The 18,749-nt window shown below is 57.1% G+C and carries 16 protein-coding genes; 3 read left to right on the forward strand and 13 right to left on the reverse strand.

Features of this window, described 5'->3' with window-relative positions; all coding sequences use genetic code 11:
• Positions 1–76: 76 nt before the first annotated feature.
• The 12 genes from ACHUE7_RS10990 to ACHUE7_RS11045 form a co-directional block, all read right to left on the reverse strand.
• Entirely contained in the window at positions 77–607 is a 531-nt protein-coding gene (locus ACHUE7_RS10990; protein WP_127556192.1) for a DUF4150 domain-containing protein, read from the reverse strand.
• Positions 600–1,625, reverse strand: coding sequence for a hypothetical protein (locus tag ACHUE7_RS10995; RefSeq protein WP_394170000.1), 1,026 nt, complete (start codon positions 1,623–1,625; stop codon positions 600–602). The genes ACHUE7_RS10990 and ACHUE7_RS10995 overlap by 8 nt, the downstream gene beginning before the upstream one ends.
• Positions 1,618–2,670: a DUF2169 family type VI secretion system accessory protein gene (locus ACHUE7_RS11000; protein ID WP_394170001.1), complete on the reverse strand. Its 1,053-nt coding sequence runs from the start codon at positions 2,668–2,670 to the stop codon at positions 1,618–1,620. The genes ACHUE7_RS10995 and ACHUE7_RS11000 overlap by 8 nt, the downstream gene beginning before the upstream one ends.
• Positions 2,667–3,827, reverse strand: a complete 1,161-nt coding sequence (locus ACHUE7_RS11005; RefSeq protein WP_394170002.1) for a hypothetical protein — start codon at positions 3,825–3,827, stop codon at positions 2,667–2,669. Before ACHUE7_RS11005 ends, ACHUE7_RS11000 begins: the two co-directional genes overlap by 4 nt.
• Positions 3,828–3,847: 20 nt before the next feature.
• On the reverse strand, positions 3,848–4,342 hold the full coding sequence (locus tag ACHUE7_RS11010; RefSeq protein WP_394170003.1) for a hypothetical protein: 495 nt from the start codon (positions 4,340–4,342) through the stop codon (positions 3,848–3,850).
• Between the two features lie 342 nt (positions 4,343–4,684).
• Positions 4,685–5,098: a GlcG/HbpS family heme-binding protein gene (locus ACHUE7_RS11015; protein WP_394170004.1), complete on the reverse strand. Its 414-nt coding sequence runs from the start codon at positions 5,096–5,098 to the stop codon at positions 4,685–4,687.
• Entirely contained in the window at positions 5,091–5,993 is a 903-nt protein-coding gene (locus ACHUE7_RS11020; protein WP_394170005.1) for a TauD/TfdA dioxygenase family protein, read from the reverse strand. Before ACHUE7_RS11020 ends, ACHUE7_RS11015 begins: the two co-directional genes overlap by 8 nt.
• Positions 5,994–6,009: 16 nt before the next feature.
• On the reverse strand, positions 6,010–8,013 hold the full coding sequence (locus tag ACHUE7_RS11025; protein ID WP_394170006.1) for a TRAP transporter permease: 2,004 nt from the start codon (positions 8,011–8,013) through the stop codon (positions 6,010–6,012).
• Positions 8,014–8,123: 110 nt separating this feature from the next.
• Positions 8,124–9,347 (reverse strand): TAXI family TRAP transporter solute-binding subunit, encoded by a 1,224-nt coding sequence (locus ACHUE7_RS11030; RefSeq protein WP_394170007.1) that lies wholly within the window; start codon positions 9,345–9,347, stop codon positions 8,124–8,126.
• 96 nt (positions 9,348–9,443) lie between these two features.
• Positions 9,444–9,899: an aconitase X swivel domain-containing protein gene (locus ACHUE7_RS11035; RefSeq protein WP_394170008.1), complete on the reverse strand. Its 456-nt coding sequence runs from the start codon at positions 9,897–9,899 to the stop codon at positions 9,444–9,446.
• Positions 9,899–11,170 (reverse strand): aconitase X, encoded by a 1,272-nt coding sequence (locus tag ACHUE7_RS11040; RefSeq protein WP_394170009.1) that lies wholly within the window; start codon positions 11,168–11,170, stop codon positions 9,899–9,901. The genes ACHUE7_RS11035 and ACHUE7_RS11040 overlap by 1 nt, the downstream gene beginning before the upstream one ends.
• Before the next feature lie 16 nt (positions 11,171–11,186).
• Positions 11,187–12,533 (reverse strand): FAD-dependent oxidoreductase, encoded by a 1,347-nt coding sequence (locus ACHUE7_RS11045; protein ID WP_394170010.1) that lies wholly within the window; start codon positions 12,531–12,533, stop codon positions 11,187–11,189.
• Positions 12,534–12,775: 242 nt separating this feature from the next.
• On the opposite strand from ACHUE7_RS11045, the gene ACHUE7_RS11050 reads away from it, so the two are divergent.
• On the forward strand, positions 12,776–13,681 hold the full coding sequence (locus tag ACHUE7_RS11050; RefSeq protein ID WP_394170011.1) for a LysR family transcriptional regulator: 906 nt from the start codon (positions 12,776–12,778) through the stop codon (positions 13,679–13,681).
• Positions 13,682–13,773: 92 nt separating this feature from the next.
• Here the strand turns inward: ACHUE7_RS11050 and ACHUE7_RS11055 are convergent, their stop codons facing one another.
• On the reverse strand, positions 13,774–15,699 hold the full coding sequence (locus ACHUE7_RS11055; RefSeq protein ID WP_394170012.1) for a bifunctional 2',3'-cyclic-nucleotide 2'-phosphodiesterase/3'-nucleotidase: 1,926 nt from the start codon (positions 15,697–15,699) through the stop codon (positions 13,774–13,776).
• A gap of 278 nt (positions 15,700–15,977) precedes the next feature.
• On the opposite strand from ACHUE7_RS11055, the gene ACHUE7_RS11060 reads away from it, so the two are divergent.
• Together ACHUE7_RS11060 and ACHUE7_RS11065 are read left to right on the forward strand one after the other, a co-directional pair.
• Complete coding sequence (locus ACHUE7_RS11060; RefSeq protein ID WP_394170013.1) at positions 15,978–17,465, forward strand: AMP-binding protein; 1,488 nt, start codon at positions 15,978–15,980, stop codon at positions 17,463–17,465.
• Positions 17,462–18,595, forward strand: coding sequence for a thiolase family protein (locus ACHUE7_RS11065; RefSeq protein ID WP_394170014.1), 1,134 nt, complete (start codon positions 17,462–17,464; stop codon positions 18,593–18,595). The genes ACHUE7_RS11060 and ACHUE7_RS11065 overlap by 4 nt, the downstream gene beginning before the upstream one ends.
• Positions 18,596–18,749 lie beyond the last annotated feature (154 nt).

Raw genomic sequence — 18,749 nt, forward strand, 5'->3', positions numbered from 1 at the left:
CTTGCGTGCGATGCCCCCGGCTTTTTGCCAGGGGTCACTCCTTACTGAGTGGTTCGGTTCAATGGCCTTTGGCCGATTAGTCGTCGCTTTCCCCGATCAGAACGCCCATGCCTTCGCCGGGGTCGCCCTGAATGATGGCGTTGATGCGGTCTGGTCCTTCGGGTTCCAGTTCATGAGGTGCCGTGGGGCGGGTTGGCAGCGGCGGCATGCCCACCGGCTGCATCAGCGGGGAGGGTGGGGTGTTTTTGTTGTTGGAGACCATCATGTCCAGGGCTCGGGTAACGGCCTGGCCTTCGGCAAAAACATTGGCCGAGGCAGAAACGAAAGACGCTTCACCTTTGATTTTCCCGGAAACTACACCCTTGCGTCGGCCGGGCTGATCACCGGTGCTTTTTTTAAAGACGGATTTGATATGGCACATGGGGTTGCCGTTTACATACACGCTGCCAGCGGTTTTGTCCGCATCGGCCGAACGCGCAACGTTTGGGTAGGGGATCGGTACCACGGAATTCCCGCTGGGGGTCAGGCAGACGTCGACGGTGTTGAGCGTTCCCTGGGAGCCGGCGTGAACCGCACTTCGTCCATTAATCAATACGTTGTTAGCCACTGAGACCTCCTTGCTTCGGTTGGGCGGCGGGTGTTGGGTTGCGAGGAGTGGAGTCGAGCTTCAGCAGTGTATATTGCTGGTCCGGTGACTGGTGAAACAGCCATTGAGTATCAACGGGTGGGCAGGGCATTTGCCGGCGCCCCAGAGCACACACCACGGCCAGGCCCGGGCCTGCGGCACCGACATAACCAAACCCACTGGATAGTGAGATATGTTGCAGTGCGTCGAATTCGCTGGCCGGTTCAAAATCGCCCAGCCACTGATGCCAGTTCGCCTGTTGATCGAGGCTTTGGTCGAGGTGAGTGACCAGCCCGTGGCAATAAGGTTGAACGGCGGCCAGCCTGGTGTCGCTCGCGGTCAGATTGGCCAGCGGTTCCGGGTACAGGGTCAGGCGGGCGGTGCCGCTGGAAGTATCACTGGTCAACCATAGGGCGGTGGCGGCTTCGCCCAGTATCAGGCCATCTGAAAAGTGTTTTATGGCCACCCGGTCGCCGAGCCGGTCGAGGGTGGCCTGGTTAATGAGCGAATCGGTACTGAGCCAGACCAGTGAAGTCTCTGCCGCTATCTGCGCCCTGTCTTTCGGTTCGTCCATTTGATAGACGGTGCATAGGCTGCACCAGTCGACGAGGGCCGGGTCGCCCAACGCCATAAAATTATTGACCAGCAGATCCTGAAAAACGTCGGCCGGGTGTGAACCCCAGTCTTCCCGGTTGAGGCTGCACACCATGGCCGTTGTTGGAGGAATGGGGCCGTGCCGGTTCCAAAGCTCCGCCAGGGCTTTGGCGGCTAAACGGGCGCTACGTGCGCGACTGTCGATATCGTAGTCACCGTCGGCCGGGAGGGTGTAACAGGGCAGGTCGAGGTCGTCTACCCGAACTGTCAGGCTCTCGCTTTCACTCAGGCCAGGCTGGTTAATATCGCCCTGACGGGTTACCACCGTCCCGTAAATGGTGGCCGGTGTTTTACCGCCCTGGGTGTAGGCGCTGGCTGCTTTTACCGTCCATTGCAGTTCATCCATGGGTGGCCTCCGGGATGGCAGAGGGTTCAGCAAGGTGAATTTCCGCCATTAAGCGTTTGGGCAACTGGGTGAAGGCCTTGCGATACAACAGGTGCAGGTGCCGCTTTTGGGTGTCGATGAGCAAGGTGTCGGCCTGCAGGGTGATGGGCTCTTCGGCCGTTCGCGTTTTCCAGCGCAGCGCGAGGCCGGGTATTGTCCAGTGAATCGACAGCGGGTGGTGCTCGGGCAGGTCTTTGGTCAGGCCGGTTAAGGTCAGTTGTGCCTTGCCGTGCAGGGGTCTGTCGAACCACTGGTCCCGGGGGGAACTGTGGTAAGCGGTATCGGGCAGCGGGCCGCTGAACGGGTATTGACGGGCGGTGGCCTTGTCTTCGTCCAGCGATTTAAACGCCTCGCTTCGGGGGTGCCAGTGTGAGGGGACCGGGCCATACCCCTGGGGCTCTTTTCTTTCCGACGGTTTTTTCATGGGGTGCCGGGGGTGTTCAATCTGGGGAAGTGGGGCACCGTCTATGTCATTTTTTTTCAGGCCTTCTCCCAGGTAGCCGAGTCCTACCGGGTTGGCCTTATAGGCATCGTTTTCTTGCTTTGCATTGCGGCCGCCATAGGCGTATTCGTAGCGAATGGGCAGTTCGGTGATGGGGGTCGGTTCGGTGAATGCCGTGCTGAACAAGGTGCTTTTCCAGGTTCTTGGGCCCACGACGGAAAGCTTTTTTCGCCAGTGAATGCCGTTTTCAGTGCTCAGACTGGCTTCGACATTGAAGCCAGCTCGCGCAGTGCCGCAGTGGGCGGTGGCAAACAGCAGGATTTCCGAGCCTTGCTTGAAGGGCACGGTCTCCCGACAACACGAGGGCCCGTGCTGGTCCGGGTCGTCCTCCGGATAGTCGTACGACTGAGACAGTGGCTCGCTTTCTGGCAGTGGTTCAACCTTCCCGTCCAGGTCGTACTGGTAACTGGCCTTGGCAATGAAGATGGTGGCTGGCTCGCCCTGGGCTGTCCAGCCGGACGTCAGTTCCTGTTGGTAGTAGGGGTGGGGTTGAAGCTGGATCATGCCCGGGCCTCTTGCAGGCGCTGAGCACGTTGCCAGTGACATTCGGTGGGGCTAAGCAGGGTGCCCCCCTGGGTATCCAGCCAAATTGCGGAGGTAACGGGTTCGGTATCGGCACCGAAAAAGCGCCCCAGCTGTGGTCTGAAGGGTCGGTCTGAATGGTCATGGCCCAGGCACAGTCGGCCCGTGGGCTGGTTCACGTCCAGCCATTGGCGGGCTGTGGTGGCATCGGCCAGGCGGTCGCCTTTTTCTTTGGTACCCAGCTTAATGACGGGCACCCGGGGTAACCGTTCGCCCGTGAACCCGTACCAAGCCCGTTCGGCCAGGGGGTTGGTGTGGGGTTTGGAAAGCAGGTCAACGCAGAAGTCGAGGTGGGCGGCATCGCCGTGAACCACCAGCCAGAACGGGGGGATGTGTTCGTCCAGCACAGCTTGTTGCAAGGGCTGGATAAATTCGCTTGCTCCGCTGGCTGCGGCGGTGCGCCAGGCGTACCGGGAATCCGGACTGGCCGTGATCCACCGTTGAATCAAATCGATGGCTGCCGGCTGCTTGTCGGTGGCCAGTAACCCGAGCGCCAGCCAGTGCAAGTCTTCCTGCCGGTCGTCGTTCTGAACGCTGTCCCGGGCTTCGGAGATCCAGGTATCGAATACGGTGTCGGACTTCCAGGCTCGACTTTTGACCAGGCAGGGTATTTGCCCCGGTATGGCCTGTGACCAGGAGACATGAGAAACGTCGGAATCGACGGCCGGCGGCACGTCGTGCAGTCTGCTTTTTAGCCACCAGTGCGTGGGGTCGGTAAGGTCGGTCTGCTCGATCAGCGTGTGCAACAGGGGTTGCCAGTTCTGAGCACCGGTAATGTCGATGGCGGTTTGCAAGTCTTCCAGCCAGGGTTCCACGCCGGTTTCCAGCAATTGAGCGGCCAGGTGATCAGGGGCTTCACGGAAATCGGGGCGGAACGCAAAAATGCAGAGATTGAGTGCCCGGTTCTCCTCGTCGCTCAGGTCTGGCTCGGTGATGGCTTCCTGAAGGTAACAGAGGTGGCCATAGAGTTTTTGCTCAATGCCAAGCAGCAAGTCGTATTCGCAGTGTTTTCTCTGCGTTAACCACAACTCTCGGGTTTTAAGCTGTGCTTGTGCCCAGGCGAGGTGCGCAGTGTCCATGAAGTCGTATCCCTGACGGTTTAGTTAAGATGAATTTCTCTTCCCTGGAATACACAGAGTTCTTCTGCTTCGGTACGGATGTTCTTGCCGTTCAGCTCCAGCTGGGTCTCTGCGGTAACCGTGGCTCGCGGGGCTTTCACATCAACCCCTTGCTGGCCAATTTCCACTGCGCTGCCGCCAACTTCAGTCAGTAAACGGGCAATGTGTTCGGGCAGTACCCACTGGGCCACATCACCCAGGGTACTGATATGAGGAATGAATTCGTTGTCACCGGTTGAGACGACGTAAGCGACTCTGGCTGTGCCGTCGTCCATCAGGTCGGCCATGACGAGGTCATCAACACGCACCAGGTTACGACCGGCTTTCTCGGGTGGAACCGCTACCGTTTGCCCGTTGATGGACAGCTGTGTACACCGGCTTTCATGGGTTTCCAGTACGATGGCTTCAAGCCGGTCTACGACTCGCGCAGAGTGCCCGGTGTGCAAAGTCGGTGCAATGGAACGAGGTGCAGTCATAGTAGCTCCCTGTTGACTGAATCTGTTGGCCGAATGATGGGTCTGGTTTTGTGATGGCTGACGTACAAATGCTCCCGTTGTACAAACCATCGACCACAGTGACCAAGGAGGGCGAGGGTAGCCAACCTGAGGCGCATTGAGAATGCTTGGCGGGTGAATTAAGCGTCTTTTGCGGGGGTGAATACGAGATTTGTGACCGACGTCTAATTAATGAGCGACGTCAATCAAAGTATTCAGACTGGCTGGTGACTAGGCATGGTTCGGACAGTGACTCTGGAATATTCAGGTAGGCTCAGGGGTATCCTGGCGCAACGGCTACGCCGTTGTGCCAGGATGTTGAGGTCAGGAAGTGCGCTCGCGCCACCAGTCTATTCCTGCCTGGGCGCAGGCCAAATCCTGTTCGGGTGTCCCCGAACTCAGACCGATACCGCCCACACAGTCACCACCCACCCAGACGGGCAGGCCACCGCCCACTACGCTGAGTTGAGTATGGATACCAAATACTAGGTTTCCGGGCACGCAGGCGGCATTGTACTCATGAGTAGCCTTGCGGGCCGCTCCGGCGGTATAAGCTTTGTTTTGGGCAACGCCAATACTGGATATTTTCCCTCCATTCATCCGTTCGAAGGCGATCAGGTTGCCGGATTCATCGACCACGGCGATGCACATGGGCACGCCGATGTCGTTGGCGTGCTGACGTGCTCCTTCAATCAGTTGACCGGCGTCATCGATACCCAGTCGTTTAATATCAAGCATGGGCTGCCTCGCGTTCTTCGGCGGTGAGTTCCGGTGCGTCGATGTCCAGCGTGGTCGCCCGGCGCAGTTCTCGCACCTGGTTTAAATTGAAACGACGTCCGCGGTGTAAAGTGCACCGGTTGTCCCATATAACCAGGTCGTTGGGTTGCCATTTGTGGCGATAACGAAATTCAGGCTGGGTTGCATGTTCAAGCAAGTCGAACAACAACATGCGTCCTTCGGCCAGTGACATACCTTCAACTGCACGGGCATGAGAGCTTACAAACAGCACCTTGCGCCCGGAACCCGGGTGCACCCGGACTATGGGCCAAAGCACCGGCGGTATGGTGGCCTTTTGCGCCTCGGTGTAGTCGGTATCACCCAGTAAAAAGCGCGAATGCAGCACGTAATGTTCAGCTTTCAATTCAGCCAGTTCAGCCTTCATCTGTTCCGGTAAAGCATCATAGGCAGCTCGCAGATCGGTGTATTCGGTGTCGCCTCCATCGCTGGGTATACGCACAGCCGCCAACATGGAATAGCGGGCGGCCGGTCGCTGAAACGATGAATCGCTGTGCCAGAGCTGGTTGGCAATGTTGCCGACAATTTTTTTGTGGGTGGGCTCAACCACACCGCTGGCATCGTCGTTTACGTTGGACAGATCGGCCAGTTCCGGGTGCTCCAGCCGGTCTTTGCGGACCTTGAGTTTTTTCAGACCCATATCCAGTGGGCCGAATGATTTTGCTAGGTTTAACTGCTCGGTTTGCGACAGCGGCTGGTTACGAAACACCAGCACGCCGTACTGGTCCATCCCGGCATTAATGGCGTTGATCATGCCTTGCGAGAGTGGCTGGCTAAGATCGACACCACTGGCTTCGCCACCGAGGTGTGTGGTCAATGGTTTTATGGTCAGTGTCATTGTGCGTTCCTCATTCTTAACCGTGGTTAACTTGAACCTGTGGTTTGGCTGATTGGGTTTCAGATCCGGTTCTTGACAGGTAGGTTTCCGGCAATTGTGCCCAAGGCTTTAGCAGCAGCGTCAGGGTGACCATGGCAAAGCCAATCAGCGTAGTGATGGCTTCCGGAAAGCCGATAAGCAGGCCACCGATAATCAAAACGGTGCGAGCCCAGGCACGAACCCGTCCGTATTTGAACAGATAACCCTCTGACCCCCCGGCGATCAACACAATGGCGATGATGTTCATCGTTAGCCAGATAGCTGTCAGGTGCAGCGGCCCCTGGAAGATCAAAGCCGGTTCGAACAGGAAGAAAATCGGGATAAAGTACAGCACGATACCCAGTCGGGCAGCATGCATACTGGTTCGTATCGGGTCTGAATCACTGATGCGCGACGCCAGAAACGCCGCCAGTGCCACCGGTGGGGTGATGGCCGCGAGGGTGGCGTAGTAGGCAATGAACAAATGAATGGCCAGGGTATTTAAACCTGCCATCTGCTCCAGTGCCGGAGCGAGTGTCAGGGCCAGCATCAGGTAAGCAGCGACAATCATGCCCAGCATGCCGAAGATAATGCACACACCGACGCCAATAGCGAGCACAATAACCACACTGCCACCTCCCATACGAACCAGTTCCGAGGCGATGACCGGGGCTACACCGGTCGCCATCAGGCCACCCAGAATAAAGGCAGTAGGCAATAGCAAGCCCATGGTCTGACTCAGCATTTTGCCGATCTGGAAAATAACGCCAGGGACTTTTCTCGGGCTGATACGCAATTCTTTCTTGAAGGTAGTGAGAATCATCAATAGCGCAGAGGCATAAAAGGGTGCGAGCCGCTCCAGGCGCAACACCACTAGAGCGTAAACTAGAAAGCCGAGCACAATAATAAAGGGCCAGCCTTCCAGTAAGGTATCGCGCAGCTTGGGCAGGTCTTCCTGATCCATGCCCTGAATGTTGTTGCGCGACGCATAGCCATGAACATGCACATACAAGCCAAAGAAATACAGGGCACTCGGGATGATCGCGGCAATTACAATGACCCCGTATTCGGTGTTGGTGAAGTCAGCCATAATAAACGCAACGGCCCCCATTACCGGGGGCATTAACATACCTCCGGTCGAGGCACAGGCCTCAAGAGCGCCCGCATAGTGGCCCGGGAAGCCTGCTTTCTTCATGCTTGGAATGGTTACTGACCCGGTGCTCACAACGTTACCGAAAATGCTGCCACTGAGGCTACCGAAAAAGCCACTGGCCAGTACAGATACCTTGGCCGGGCCACCACGGGCACGGCCCATCATCGCCATGGCGAGTTTCAGGAAGAAATCGGCCGCACCGGTTGCTACCAATAGTGCGGCGAGAATGAGAAAGCCGATGATGGTTTCAGCGACAACCCGGGTAACAATACCCAGCATGGCATCCCCGGAATAAACGTTGAAAGCAATGGTACGAGCCAGTGTAGTTGGCGGCCCCCAAAGCATGCCCGGCATGTATTCGGCATAAATCGGATATAGACCAAGTATGAGTACAATGGTCAAGAAGATCATGCCACCGGAGCGACGTGCGGTGTCCAGAATCAACACGAAAATGGCAGCGGCGACCCAAAGTTGCCAGGGTTCACCGACGGGTACCCAGGTTTGAAACACCAGATTTCGGCCCTGATAAGCCATCAGTAGAGTCAGACCAAAAATGGCCATGGCGGGCAAATAGCTCAGCCAGCCTGCTCGGAATTCTCGCTTGTGTGCAGGCAACAGCAGAAACGCCACGGGCAGGTACATGGCCATCAATAAAAAGTAATAGGTCACATCCAGCAGCGGGATGATGCCAAAAATATAAACAACAGCGAGTAACGCCCCGGCACCGGACATGGCCAGCAACAAGAAGCGGACAAACGCCGGCATCGACTCATAGCGTTCCTGAGTCCGGTCGACGTATTCTTCCGGAATCTTCGCCGCAATGGACGGATCATTGTATTGGGAAGTCATGGCCTTCTGGCCTCCACCTAACGGAAAGGAGTCGACAGCCGGATCCGAATGATCAGGCTGACAGAATCAATCAGACCTTCCCCGATCCGGAGAAGGCCTCAACAACAGCCTTATTTGATTTGCGACACCATGGTGCCGTAAGACTTGTCGTGACCGCGTGCAGCGCGGTAGTCGCCCCAGAATTGCACCCATTCATCTTCGCCTGCGGCAACCTTGATGCCTTCGGCCTCTGCAGCGGTAATGGCGTCATGAAACAGTTGCTCTCGCTCAACCGCCAGGTCGACCAGTGTGTCCTGACGCGTCTGGTAGGCATCCGTCCAGAGGCCTTTTTCTTCCAGATAACGAATGGCGCCTTCATGCAATGGCTGCAGATGCCCTTCGTTCAGAAAGTTAACCATATTGTCGACGGTCATCATGTGCGCATGGGTAAAGTCGTCTTTGTAGCTGTCGTGGTTAACGTCCATCCACTTGTACAACTGGTAGACGAATTCTTCATCTTCATCGGCCCGCACATGGTTGGTTTGGTAGGCATGGTCCATGCGAATGCCTTTGGCCGAGGTTACACCTGCTTCGGTTTCTGCCGGTACATAACCGGTATGCAGAGCGCGATAGCGAGCGTAGGCTTCAGGGTCGGCAGACGCTTCGGGCAGTTCCAGCCAGCGAATGCCGTTGGGTCCAGCTTCTGCTTCATAGCTAGGACCCGAAAGTGGAGACGTAAAGGCAACATCGGCGCGGCCTTCAGCCACAATGGCGGTGTTGGCACCGTAGTTACCCACTTCAACCAGGGTCACGTCGTCGTGGTCGAGATCGAGGTACGCCAGCAGCGCATCGACGCCAACCAGTAGAAATGACGAACTGGCAGCGTACGCAATACGTGTGCCGGGTCCAATGTCGTGAATGGTCTCAATGTCTGAATCACCGCGAACCATGTAACCCCAGGGCGTAACCATGTTGACGTTCATGACACGGGTATCGGCGGGGCCTGCGTTCTTGGCGGCAAAGCCTTCAACGCCATCCATCTGGTCGAAGTAGTCGGAGGCTTGCAACATGGCAATCCGGCCTTCACCGGTTTCCAGCCAGCTAGAGCGGGAGAAACCATTGGGCCCTGGCAGTACCCGAGACCGCGAGCTCGTTTGGGCTGAAAACTCAGAGGTCCAGGCAACGGCCAGGGAGTGGTTGGCGGTACCGACTATGGGTGTAATGACGTTGAAGAATCTTGGCCATTCGTAATTGTCTTCGGCGGCTGCTGTCTGACTTGCACCAAAAAGCAAAGTACCGGCAACCAGTGCACTACTGCTGATGACTCCGAGACTTCTTATTGTTTTCCGGAACATGGGTTTCCCCTCTTGTGGTTGTTGTTTTAACCCCGATAAACGGGTTGGCTTGCGTACGTATCGATTCCGTTCCTGTTCACTCCAATCGTGATGCGTTCAGGCCGCTGGCCTGCGTTTGGTAATTCGAATTTCGCCGGCATCGGCATCGACTTCGACCCAGTCGCCGGTTTCAATGTGTTCAAACGGGTCCTGGTCAAAATCGGTCATGGCCGGTACACGGGTGACGACTGCCCCCAGTGCTATTTTGGTGGTCATACGCGTAAATAGCATGGCCGCAGGCGAGACACCGTTCAGGCGGGTCATGTGAAAGAACGCTGACCATCCGGATGACCCCTTTGCCCCGGGGAAGAGCAATACCTTCCCGGAAAATGACTGGCCAACCAGCTCATGGCGCCGTTCAATGACGGTGCCTTCGCGTTCATTGATCCCACCCCAACCTGAAATAGTTTCCCGGGTTACCAGGGCCTCACCGGAGACTTTGCCTTTTACCACCCCCCTGCCTTTTATCACGAGGGTAGGCCGGGATTCGGTATTGACGGATTTTTCACTCATTACACGCTCCCTTGCCATTGTCCGGTGATGGCGGCCTTGACGCAGTCGGTTACCGAACCAAACCAGCCCTGAACATTGGCAATTGCGGGTAAGTAGTGGGCTTGTTTGGCGGAATCGGTCGCAATCACCCGAACACCTTTGGGCAAGCGTCGGGAGATAGCCGGGCAGGTGTCACTCATCACCACGCCTCCGGCTTCTTCAATGGCACGAAGGTAACCGTTGCGTTCAGCCACTTGCTTAATGGCACGGGGGGTGTGTACCCAGAGTGCTGTATCCGAGTGAACGCGCTTGCCGCGCAGTAACTCGGCTATTAGGGCCATTTGTTCGATGGAGTTATGCGGGCAGCCGAGCATGATGAAATCAACGTTACGATCGGTTGCGCTTTGCAACTTCATGTACATCGCATCACGCTCTTTCCGGCCGTAGTGAATGGTTTCAACCGCTTTGTGTGGACCAAAGGCCTCCGCCAGGGTGTTGGCCTCGGCGGTAATGCCCGGGATGTGATATAGCTCAACACCACCGGAGGAGGCTGCCGCCGCACCAAAGTGCTTGAGCTTGACCATGTTGGGATGATGCGCAATGTTATTCAGAACGGGCTTGTTCTCTTCAACCTGCTCGCCGACAAAGTAACCCAATAGACCCCAGTCCATCATGTCATCGACAGCAATGTCGACTTCGATCAGATGAGTACCAAATCGATTCTCCGGCAGATGATAGCCCCAGTAAGGAATGCGCCCGGTCAGTGCAGCGGCACCGGTGCTTTCCTTACCTTCCACGTTGGTTCTGGCGCCCAGCACTGAATTGCAGTAGATGACGGCGGATGATTCCATCCAGGCGCAGTGCTCGCCTTTGATTGGAACATTACCGACCTGGTAGGGCGTGCAGGTTGCACACATATTGACACCCCGTTCGCCAAGATAGGCTTCTGAATTACGCTGCATTTGCACAAGGCTTTCGTCGGCACCCTGGATCGCCCAGTTGTCATTGTCGATGCCGGTAATCAGTTGCCAGGTATTCACTGCCATATGAGGAATTTCAACCACTTCATCACTGTCGAGATTCAGCTCGGAGTAAACGGCATCGAACCCCTGGTCGACGATGTGCCTGACTGAGGGTGTTGAGGCGTTAAAAGCACCGGCGACGTTATTGGTTTCCACCAGACGTTCGGCTCCCACCGCCTCCCCGTAACGGACCAGCAAGTCCATGGCAGCGGCTTTTGCCCGGCCGTTTACACCGTCGAGCATGGCTTTTTCAAAATCCGTTAAATGCATCAGTGGGTCTCCGGAATCAGGATGCCAGTACGGGGTTGGCCAGTTGTTCTTTTGTCCAGCGGTAGTGTTGTTTTTCTACGTTGTCACCGATCCGTTCCCGCAGCGCGGCGTGGTCAACGTTATGTACATTGCCGTTTTCAGCCAGATCCAGAGCATGTGCTGCAGCCATTCCCATGGCAATGCAAGGGCCCATTACCCTGACACTCGATAAAGCAGCCGAGTCGGCATCGATGCAGCGGCCAGCGGCAACCACATTTTCACAGGTCTTCGGAATCAAACTGCCCAGTGGCACGTAGTGAACGTGGTCTTCATCAAAGGTGATCCAGTGATGGCCATCTCCATGATCGTGCAATTCAATGGGCCAGGCGGTGCGTGCGATGGCGTCATCGAATTTCTTTCCGGTTTTCAATTCATCCACCGTCAGGTGATGTTGACCGACGATCCAGCGAGTCTGTCGAATGCCGGGCAATCCGAATGAACGTATCCGCGCCTGACCAAAACACGCCGGAAACTCTTTCTTCAGGAATTCGACGGCGATGGATGCCTGGTGTTTGCCCTCAAGCGCTTTCTGTGAAGCGGCGACCGGTTCAAGTGGCGTCTCAATGTGGGTCATGTTCATCGCTGCAATACCCCGCCCAGGAATGGTAAAGCCCAGACCCTCCCGGCGTAGCAATCCGTATTCATCGCCTTTTTCTTTCATACGCTGGCCGATCACATCCCGGGTGGGTTGCTGGCTCTCGTCGATGTTTTCCAACACTACCATCTGAGTCCCGAAAACGGTCTGCTTTTCCGGTTCACGGCATTCAAACCCAGCGTTCCACAGCAGGGCTGCATCACCACTGGCATCCACAAATCCGTCTGCCTCAACGGTTATGGCGCCATAGCGGGTCATGAAGTCAACGCTTTTGATGCGCGCCCCTTCGACTTTACAGTCAAGAATCATCGCGCCCATTACCGGGGTGATGTTTGCCTTCAATATGCTTTCTTCTACCCAGCGACCCAAAGCGACTTCATCGTAATAAACCACCGTGGTGCGAGGGCCGTTGCGGAAGTGGATGGCCTGGTCCTGTTCGGAGAGGTAATTCATGATGTCGTCGGCGATACCATAGGTAAACTGATAGCCATGCGTACCATTTGAAAACAGGCCGCAAAAGGTGGCTATGATGGAGTTGACCGCCTGGCCTCCCAAGGCAGGCTGACTGTCGACCATTACCACTTTTTTGCCCAGCCTTGCGGCTTCCAGTGCGGCAGACATGCCAGCGATGCCTGCGCCGACCACGCAAACATCAGCGGTGATTTTCTGGAACGGTGCGTTGCTGCTTTTCCGTACGACGCGTGTCTCAGTACTGGGGGTGCCTGCCATTCGTGTACTCCTCTGATGGTGTTTTGAACAGCCCGTCGATTCTCCTCTGGGGAGTCGTTGTATGAGTGTTGGCGGACTGTTTCAGTCTGAGTGGTTACCCGGTTTATTGTTATTGGGAAACCCTATGGCATTGAGATTAGGCTGATCCTTCTCCCGGAAAAACACTGAATTCAAGACAGCACCTTTCGCGTTTCACGAAAACTGTTTTAAGATCAAGGCCGATAGGCCGATCAGGAGCAACCATGGATACGCTGGATAACATCAAGACCTTTCTGTCTGTTGTCAGAACCGGCAGCTTCTCGGCCGCTGGCCGGGAATTGGACATAGTGCCATCGGTCGTTACCAAACGAGTCAATCAGCTTGAACATCAACTGAAAGCAACGCTCTTTATCCGGTCAACTCGCAAACTTGAACTAACGGACACCGGTGAGCGTTACTATCCCCGATTTTTAAGTATCGTGAATGAAGTAGACGAAGCCTTCCGGGATGTGGCCAGCACCCGGTCGCGTATTGAAGACCACTTGCGTATCAAGTGCCCGACGACGCTGACGGTGATGTACTTTGGCAAGATTTTCACCGCTTTCCAGAAGTCGTTTCCGGGGGTAAAACTGGATCTGGTGTTGATGGACCGGTCGGTAAACCCGGTGGAGGAGGGGTTTGACATTGCCATAGGGGCTTTGCCCTCGTCATACACCAATGTTGCAGACTTGCCATTGTGCAGAATGCCGCGTGTAGCAGTCGCTTCCCGCGGTTATCTTGATAAATATGGGGAACCAACACACCCGAGAGACTTATTAAGTCATCATTGTCTGTCGTTTCTGGCCACAGGTAATAGTTGGTTTTTTGAAGGCTCAAGCGGGTCAATTAACATTAACGTTCACCCGGACTTAACCGTGAATGACAGTCTGGTATTGCTGGATGCGGTGAAGGAGGACTTGGGTGTGGCTATTTTGCCCCGGCACATTGTTAATCCATACCTCGAAGCAGGCAGTGTGCAGGCGATTATGAAAGATTTCCCAGTCAGTGACCTTTGGGTCAAAGCGCTGGTGCCTGAAAACCGGCAAAACAACCCAGCGGTCAAGGCGGCGATCAAGTGGTTGCAGGCTGCCACTCAGCCGTTGGCGCCCTGGGAAAGGCCTGAACCTTAAGGGTGAAGGCCCACCTTCCCCGTTGAGGGGTTTCGATGGGGTGCCTTCAGGCCTGCAGGAGCCGGAACGGAAACCTGCAGGCCGGTGCCTGATCAGTTAAAGGTAAACACCTGGAAGCCGGCGTCATCAAGTTCTCCGGTTTCCATGTTGTCACCCGCCAGTGCTTCGGCTTTGGGAGAGGTTTTGAACATCACCTCCGCGTCGCCCCAGTTGGCAAACTGCCAGTTGTCATCGGCTGAGGGGTTGAAGGTACCCTGCGACAATAAATAGTTGGCGACTACATCGCGGTTTTTATCCGGTGCGTCGATGACGATGGTGCTGCCATCCAGGCCCGGGAAGCTGCCACCGCCTCCGGCGCGGTAGTTGTTGGTGGCGATCAGGAACTCCTGATCCGGGTCGATGGGCTCGCCCTCGAACTGAACATCAAAGATTCGGTGCTGGTCGTTTACCACCTCGCCATCGTTGTTGTATCGCGGTGGCACGGTCACGTCAATGCGGTAGCTGATGCCATCAATCACATCAAAGTTGTAGGTCGGGAAGCTGTCGTCAACCAGCGGTTGTGCATCGCGGGTATTCGGGTCGATGGTATTGAACTGGCCAGCAGACCGCTCCAGCCATTCGATGACCTGTTCTCCGGTCAGTTTCACCACTTTCAGGTCATTCGGGTAGATGTAGAGGTCCGCGACGTTTTTCAGCGCAATGTCACCGGCCGGCACATCGGTGTAGTAATCCGGGCCACCCCGGCCACCGGCTTTAAAAGGAGCCGCTGCTGACAGAATTGGCAGTTCTTCGAGTTCGGTTCCCCGAACAATATTTTCGACGTACCAGGTCTGGGCGTTGTTCACCACCTGAACCGAAGGGTCATCCTGTACCACGGCAAAGTAGCTGTTGATGCTGGCTGTGGTTTCGCCAACGCGCTGGGCCATGTAGTCGAGCGTGGCCTGGTGGTCGCTGTCGACCGCATCCAGTATGGATTGAACCGGTTCGACCAGTGCAACGGTTTCCCCATCTTCACGGCTGAAAATCGGCCGTGCTTCACTGCGGCTGCCAGCGACTTGCCAGTTGCCAGCTTCGCCCTCAAGCGTCAGGTCGATGATGCCCAGATGGCTGCCCCAGAACCCGGGCATGACGGCCGGCACGCCAAAGATGGTGCCAGACTCGTTGTCGACGTTGTCCATAGTGTCGTAAGCCGGGCTGCCCGGAAACACCGCATGGGTGTGGCCGAATAAGATGGCATCAATACCCTCTACCTGGGCCAGGTGCCAGGTGGCGTTTTCGTCCATACCCTGGCGAGCCGCATCCGACAAGCCACTGTGGGGGATGGCGACGATGATATCGGCACCCTCGGCCTTCATCTGCGGTACAAAGCGTTCAGCCGTTTCGACCATGTCGTGGGCGACGACCAGGCCTTCGAGGTTGTCTTTATCCCAGTTCATGATTTGCGGAGGTACGAAACCGATGTAGCCAATGCTCAGTTCGTGCGGCTGGCCAGCGTTGTCGATGACGGTTTTTTCCTGAATCAGATAGGGTTGGAAGTAGGGCTGATCACTACCATCACTCAGGTCGACCATGACGTTGGATGAAATGTACGGGAAATTGGCGCCGTTTAACGCCTTGATCAGGAAATCCAACCCAAAATTGAATTCGTGGTTGCCGATGTTGCCGACATCGTAATCCAACAGGTTCATGGCTTTGTATGCGGGGTGGGTTTCGCCGAAACGAAGCACGTCGCCTTTGGCGACGAAGTCACCCAGTGGGTTGCCTTGAATCAGGTCGCCGTTATCGACCAGTACGCTGTTGCCACGTTCGTTGCGGGCGGCGTTGATAAGGGCGGCGGTTCGGGCAAGCCCGACGGTAACGTTCTGGTTGTCGGTGTAGTAATCGTAATCGACGATGTGCATGTGGAGGTCGGTGGTTTCCATCAGGCGCAACTCAACGGTGGCGGCTGAGGCTGTGGCCGCGGCCAGCGCCGTGGCGCCCAGGCCAACGGTTCCGAGGCCCAGTAGCAGTTTATTCATGGCATGAGTCCTTTTTTGCAGGTTCGACAGTAAAATCGAGCATCATCACTGTATTGTTGTAACACGGCGGTTTAATGACAGTTGAGCCATAAACTGACCGCGAGGTCAGTATAGGGGGGCTAGGCAAGCGGACAACCTCCAAAGAGTCAGGGTGGGATGCCGGTCAAACTCGGGACGCTCAGACAGCTGGATTATTCTGGTAAAGTAGCGGGTGTGATTTTTAAACGGGAAGGAAGGATTAATGCGCTGCATGGCTGAAACGCGGTGGGGTGAACACCATGCGGGATGATACGGCGGCCACTGCTGACGAGCGTTTTGTCGGGGCGACGCTGGCACGCTGGGCGGTTGAGCAACCCACCGCCGTGGCACTGCAATGCCAGGCTCAGTGTCTGTGCTGGTCGGATTTGCACCGTCAGGTAGAACAGCTCGCTGGCCGCCTGCACACTGAGTTGGGCATCAACCGGGCCATTGCACTGGATGTGTCGGACCCGCTGCTGCTCATTCTGGCCTTTCTGGCCATAAGCTGCTCGGGCAACCGGGCCCTGGTGCTGGATACCGGCTGGCCCGATGCGCAACGTGCGGAAATCGATCGACAGACTCGGCCAGACCGGGTTCTGGACAATGCCCACCTGACGCTGTGGCTGGAAAATCCCGACGTTGAACTCGCTCCCATCCCCGAACCCACGCCGGACCAGGCCTTTTACGTGGGCTTCACCTCGGGTTCGACGGGCATCCCCAAGGGATACCGCCGCGGCCACGCTTCCTGGCTGGCCAGTTTCGAGCTGAGCAAGAGGCTGTTCGACTTGCAACCGGGAGATCGGGTAATGGCACCGGGCAGTCTGGCTACGTCGCTGCATCTGTATGGCGTTATTCAGGCATTGCAGGCCGGTATTGGGGTCGTTCTGGTGCCTCGCTTCCGGCCACGAAGCGTGCTTCAGGCGCTCGGCGAACAGGGTGTTACGGCACTCTATGGCACGCCGACGCAGATCAAATTGCTGCTGCAAACGGCTCAGCGAGATGCGCTGCCGCCCTTGCCGGAACTGCGTCATCTGATCATCAGCGGGGCAAAGTGGCCCGACGATACTCGCCAGGCCCTGCGTCAGCCGTTTCCGAATGCCGGGCTAACGGAATTTTACGGCACCTCAGAAATGAGCTTTATCGCCCTGCATAACGATGAGACCAGAGCTCCCGAGGGCTCGGTTGGCCGCCCGGTGCCCGGTGTTGAGGTACGCGTTGGCCCTTCGGCCCAAACCCCGCTGGCAACCGGAGAGCGCGGTCGTATCTGGGTGCGCAGTGCACTGGTGTTTGATGGCTATGAGTGCGGTGGCGGCGATGAAATTGCCCGCGAAGGCGACTGGTTAACGGTCGGCGATCATGGCTATCTGGATGAGCAGGGGTATCTCTATCTGGTTGGCCGCGAGAAACGCATGATCGTCAGCAGTGGCCTGAACCTCTATCCGGAAGAGGTAGAAGCCTGGCTTTTGCAGCACCCTGAGGTGACCCAGGCCGCCCTGCTTGGGCTGCCCGATGCCTTGCGCGGCCACAAGATCGCGGCGGTGGTTCAGGCTGATGATGCCAAAGCGTCGGCGGAGTCGTTGCGCCAGCATTGTCGGCAGCGTTTTCCCATCTCTCAGATACCGAAGGCCTGGTATTTTCTGGAGCAGTGGCCGATGACCCAAAGTGGCAAGACGGACTTTGTCGCGCTGGAGCGCTGGCTAACGGTGGTACAGGCAGGTACCGGCCCTGATAAGGCAATACCATCATGAACCCGGTGTATCTGGTTGCCGCCCGCCGAACGCCTGTCGCCCCGGTCAACGGGGCGTTCAAAACGCTGGGTGTCAGCGACTTGGCCGTGCCGGTTATTCAGGCACTGTTGGCGCAAACGGGGCTGAGCCCGCAGCAGGTCGATCAGGTGATGCTTGGTAATGCGCTATACGGTGGCGGCAACCCGGCCCGGTTGATTGCGCTGGCCGCTGGCCTGCCGGAATCGGTTCCGGCCCTGACCATCGATACCCAGTGCTGCTCGGGTCTCGACAGTCTGCGTCTGGGCGCCCAGGCCATCGCCCGCGGCCAGGCAGATGTGGTATTAGCCGGGGGCGTGGAAAGCACCAGTCGCCGGGCAATGCGCGCCCATCGCCCGCTCAACAAAGACGATTCGCCCGATTTCTATGAACGCCCGGCCTTCACCCCCTGGTCAGACCGCGACCCGGACATGGCCGACAGCGCCGCCCGCCTGGCGCACGAACAGGGTATCAGCCTCGACCAGCAAAACGCCTGGGCCATCGACAGCCACACCAAGGCGCTGGCCGCGCAAGACCGGCTAACCAACGAATGCATACCGCTGGCTGGTTTGAACGTAGATGCCGCCACCCGGCCGCTGTCGGAGCGACTGGCCAACCGCACGCCCAAGGTGGCCCAATGGCAAACATGCTCTGTCAACGTCGCAGGCACAGCCTTGCAGGCCGATGCAGCCGCCCTATGCCTGCTGGTCAGCGAACGCATGTTGGCAAAACTGCCCGCCGGCACCCGCGCCATGCGCTGGGTAACCGACATCAGCGGCGGCGGCCCCGCAGACTCGCCACCCTGGGCCATTGTGCCCGTCGTACAACGGCTGTTTGAACGCAACGGTCTTAGCGCCGACCAATTCCACTGCATCGAACTGATGGAAGCCTACGCCGTACAAGCCCTCGTCAATGCCCACCAGCTGGGTTTGCCACTCGACAAACTAAACCAGGGCGGCGGTGCCCTGGCCCGGGGCCACCCCATTGGTGCCTCAGGAGCCATTCTGGCGGTCAGGGCCTACCACGAGATGATGCAGGCCCCCAAAGGAAGCCTCGCCCTGGCGGCTATTGCCGCTGCGGGTGGGTTGGCCAGTGCGGTTGTCCTGGAGGCTTAGTTTGGGTTTGTGGCAGTCGCTCGTGTTGGCCACCGGGTAGGCTTATTTGGGTGGTGCGACACTCGCTCGGCGTGGATCCGTCCATGGAGCCTAGACCGCAGCATCCATGCTGCGGACTACCCCAGATAGGCCTACCCGGCAGCCAACACTTGGT

The organism is Saccharospirillum alexandrii (assembly GCF_043641555.1).
Classification (GTDB): domain Bacteria; phylum Pseudomonadota; class Gammaproteobacteria; order Pseudomonadales; family Natronospirillaceae; genus Saccharospirillum; species Saccharospirillum alexandrii_A.

Coding starts and splice junctions, on each gene's coding strand:
- ACHUE7_RS11060 (WP_394170013.1), top strand. CDS start 15,978: ATGCGGGATGATACGGCGGCCACTGCTGACGAGCGTTTTGTCGGGGCG.
- ACHUE7_RS11005 (WP_394170002.1), bottom strand. CDS start 3,827: ATGGACACTGCGCACCTCGCCTGGGCACAAGCACAGCTTAAAACCCGA.
- ACHUE7_RS11025 (WP_394170006.1), bottom strand. CDS start 8,013: ATGACTTCCCAATACAATGATCCGTCCATTGCGGCGAAGATTCCGGAA.
- ACHUE7_RS11065 (WP_394170014.1), top strand. CDS start 17,462: ATGAACCCGGTGTATCTGGTTGCCGCCCGCCGAACGCCTGTCGCCCCG.
- ACHUE7_RS11010 (WP_394170003.1), bottom strand. CDS start 4,342: ATGACTGCACCTCGTTCCATTGCACCGACTTTGCACACCGGGCACTCT.
- ACHUE7_RS11020 (WP_394170005.1), bottom strand. CDS start 5,993: ATGACACTGACCATAAAACCATTGACCACACACCTCGGTGGCGAAGCC.
- ACHUE7_RS11015 (WP_394170004.1), bottom strand. CDS start 5,098: ATGCTTGATATTAAACGACTGGGTATCGATGACGCCGGTCAACTGATT.
- ACHUE7_RS11030 (WP_394170007.1), bottom strand. CDS start 9,347: ATGTTCCGGAAAACAATAAGAAGTCTCGGAGTCATCAGCAGTAGTGCA.
- ACHUE7_RS11055 (WP_394170012.1), bottom strand. CDS start 15,699: ATGAATAAACTGCTACTGGGCCTCGGAACCGTTGGCCTGGGCGCCACG.
- ACHUE7_RS11045 (WP_394170010.1), bottom strand. CDS start 12,533: ATGGCAGGCACCCCCAGTACTGAGACACGCGTCGTACGGAAAAGCAGC.
- ACHUE7_RS10995 (WP_394170000.1), bottom strand. CDS start 1,625: ATGGATGAACTGCAATGGACGGTAAAAGCAGCCAGCGCCTACACCCAG.
- ACHUE7_RS11050 (WP_394170011.1), top strand. CDS start 12,776: ATGGATACGCTGGATAACATCAAGACCTTTCTGTCTGTTGTCAGAACC.
- ACHUE7_RS11000 (WP_394170001.1), bottom strand. CDS start 2,670: ATGATCCAGCTTCAACCCCACCCCTACTACCAACAGGAACTGACGTCC.
- ACHUE7_RS11040 (WP_394170009.1), bottom strand. CDS start 11,170: ATGCATTTAACGGATTTTGAAAAAGCCATGCTCGACGGTGTAAACGGC.
- ACHUE7_RS11035 (WP_394170008.1), bottom strand. CDS start 9,899: ATGAGTGAAAAATCCGTCAATACCGAATCCCGGCCTACCCTCGTGATA.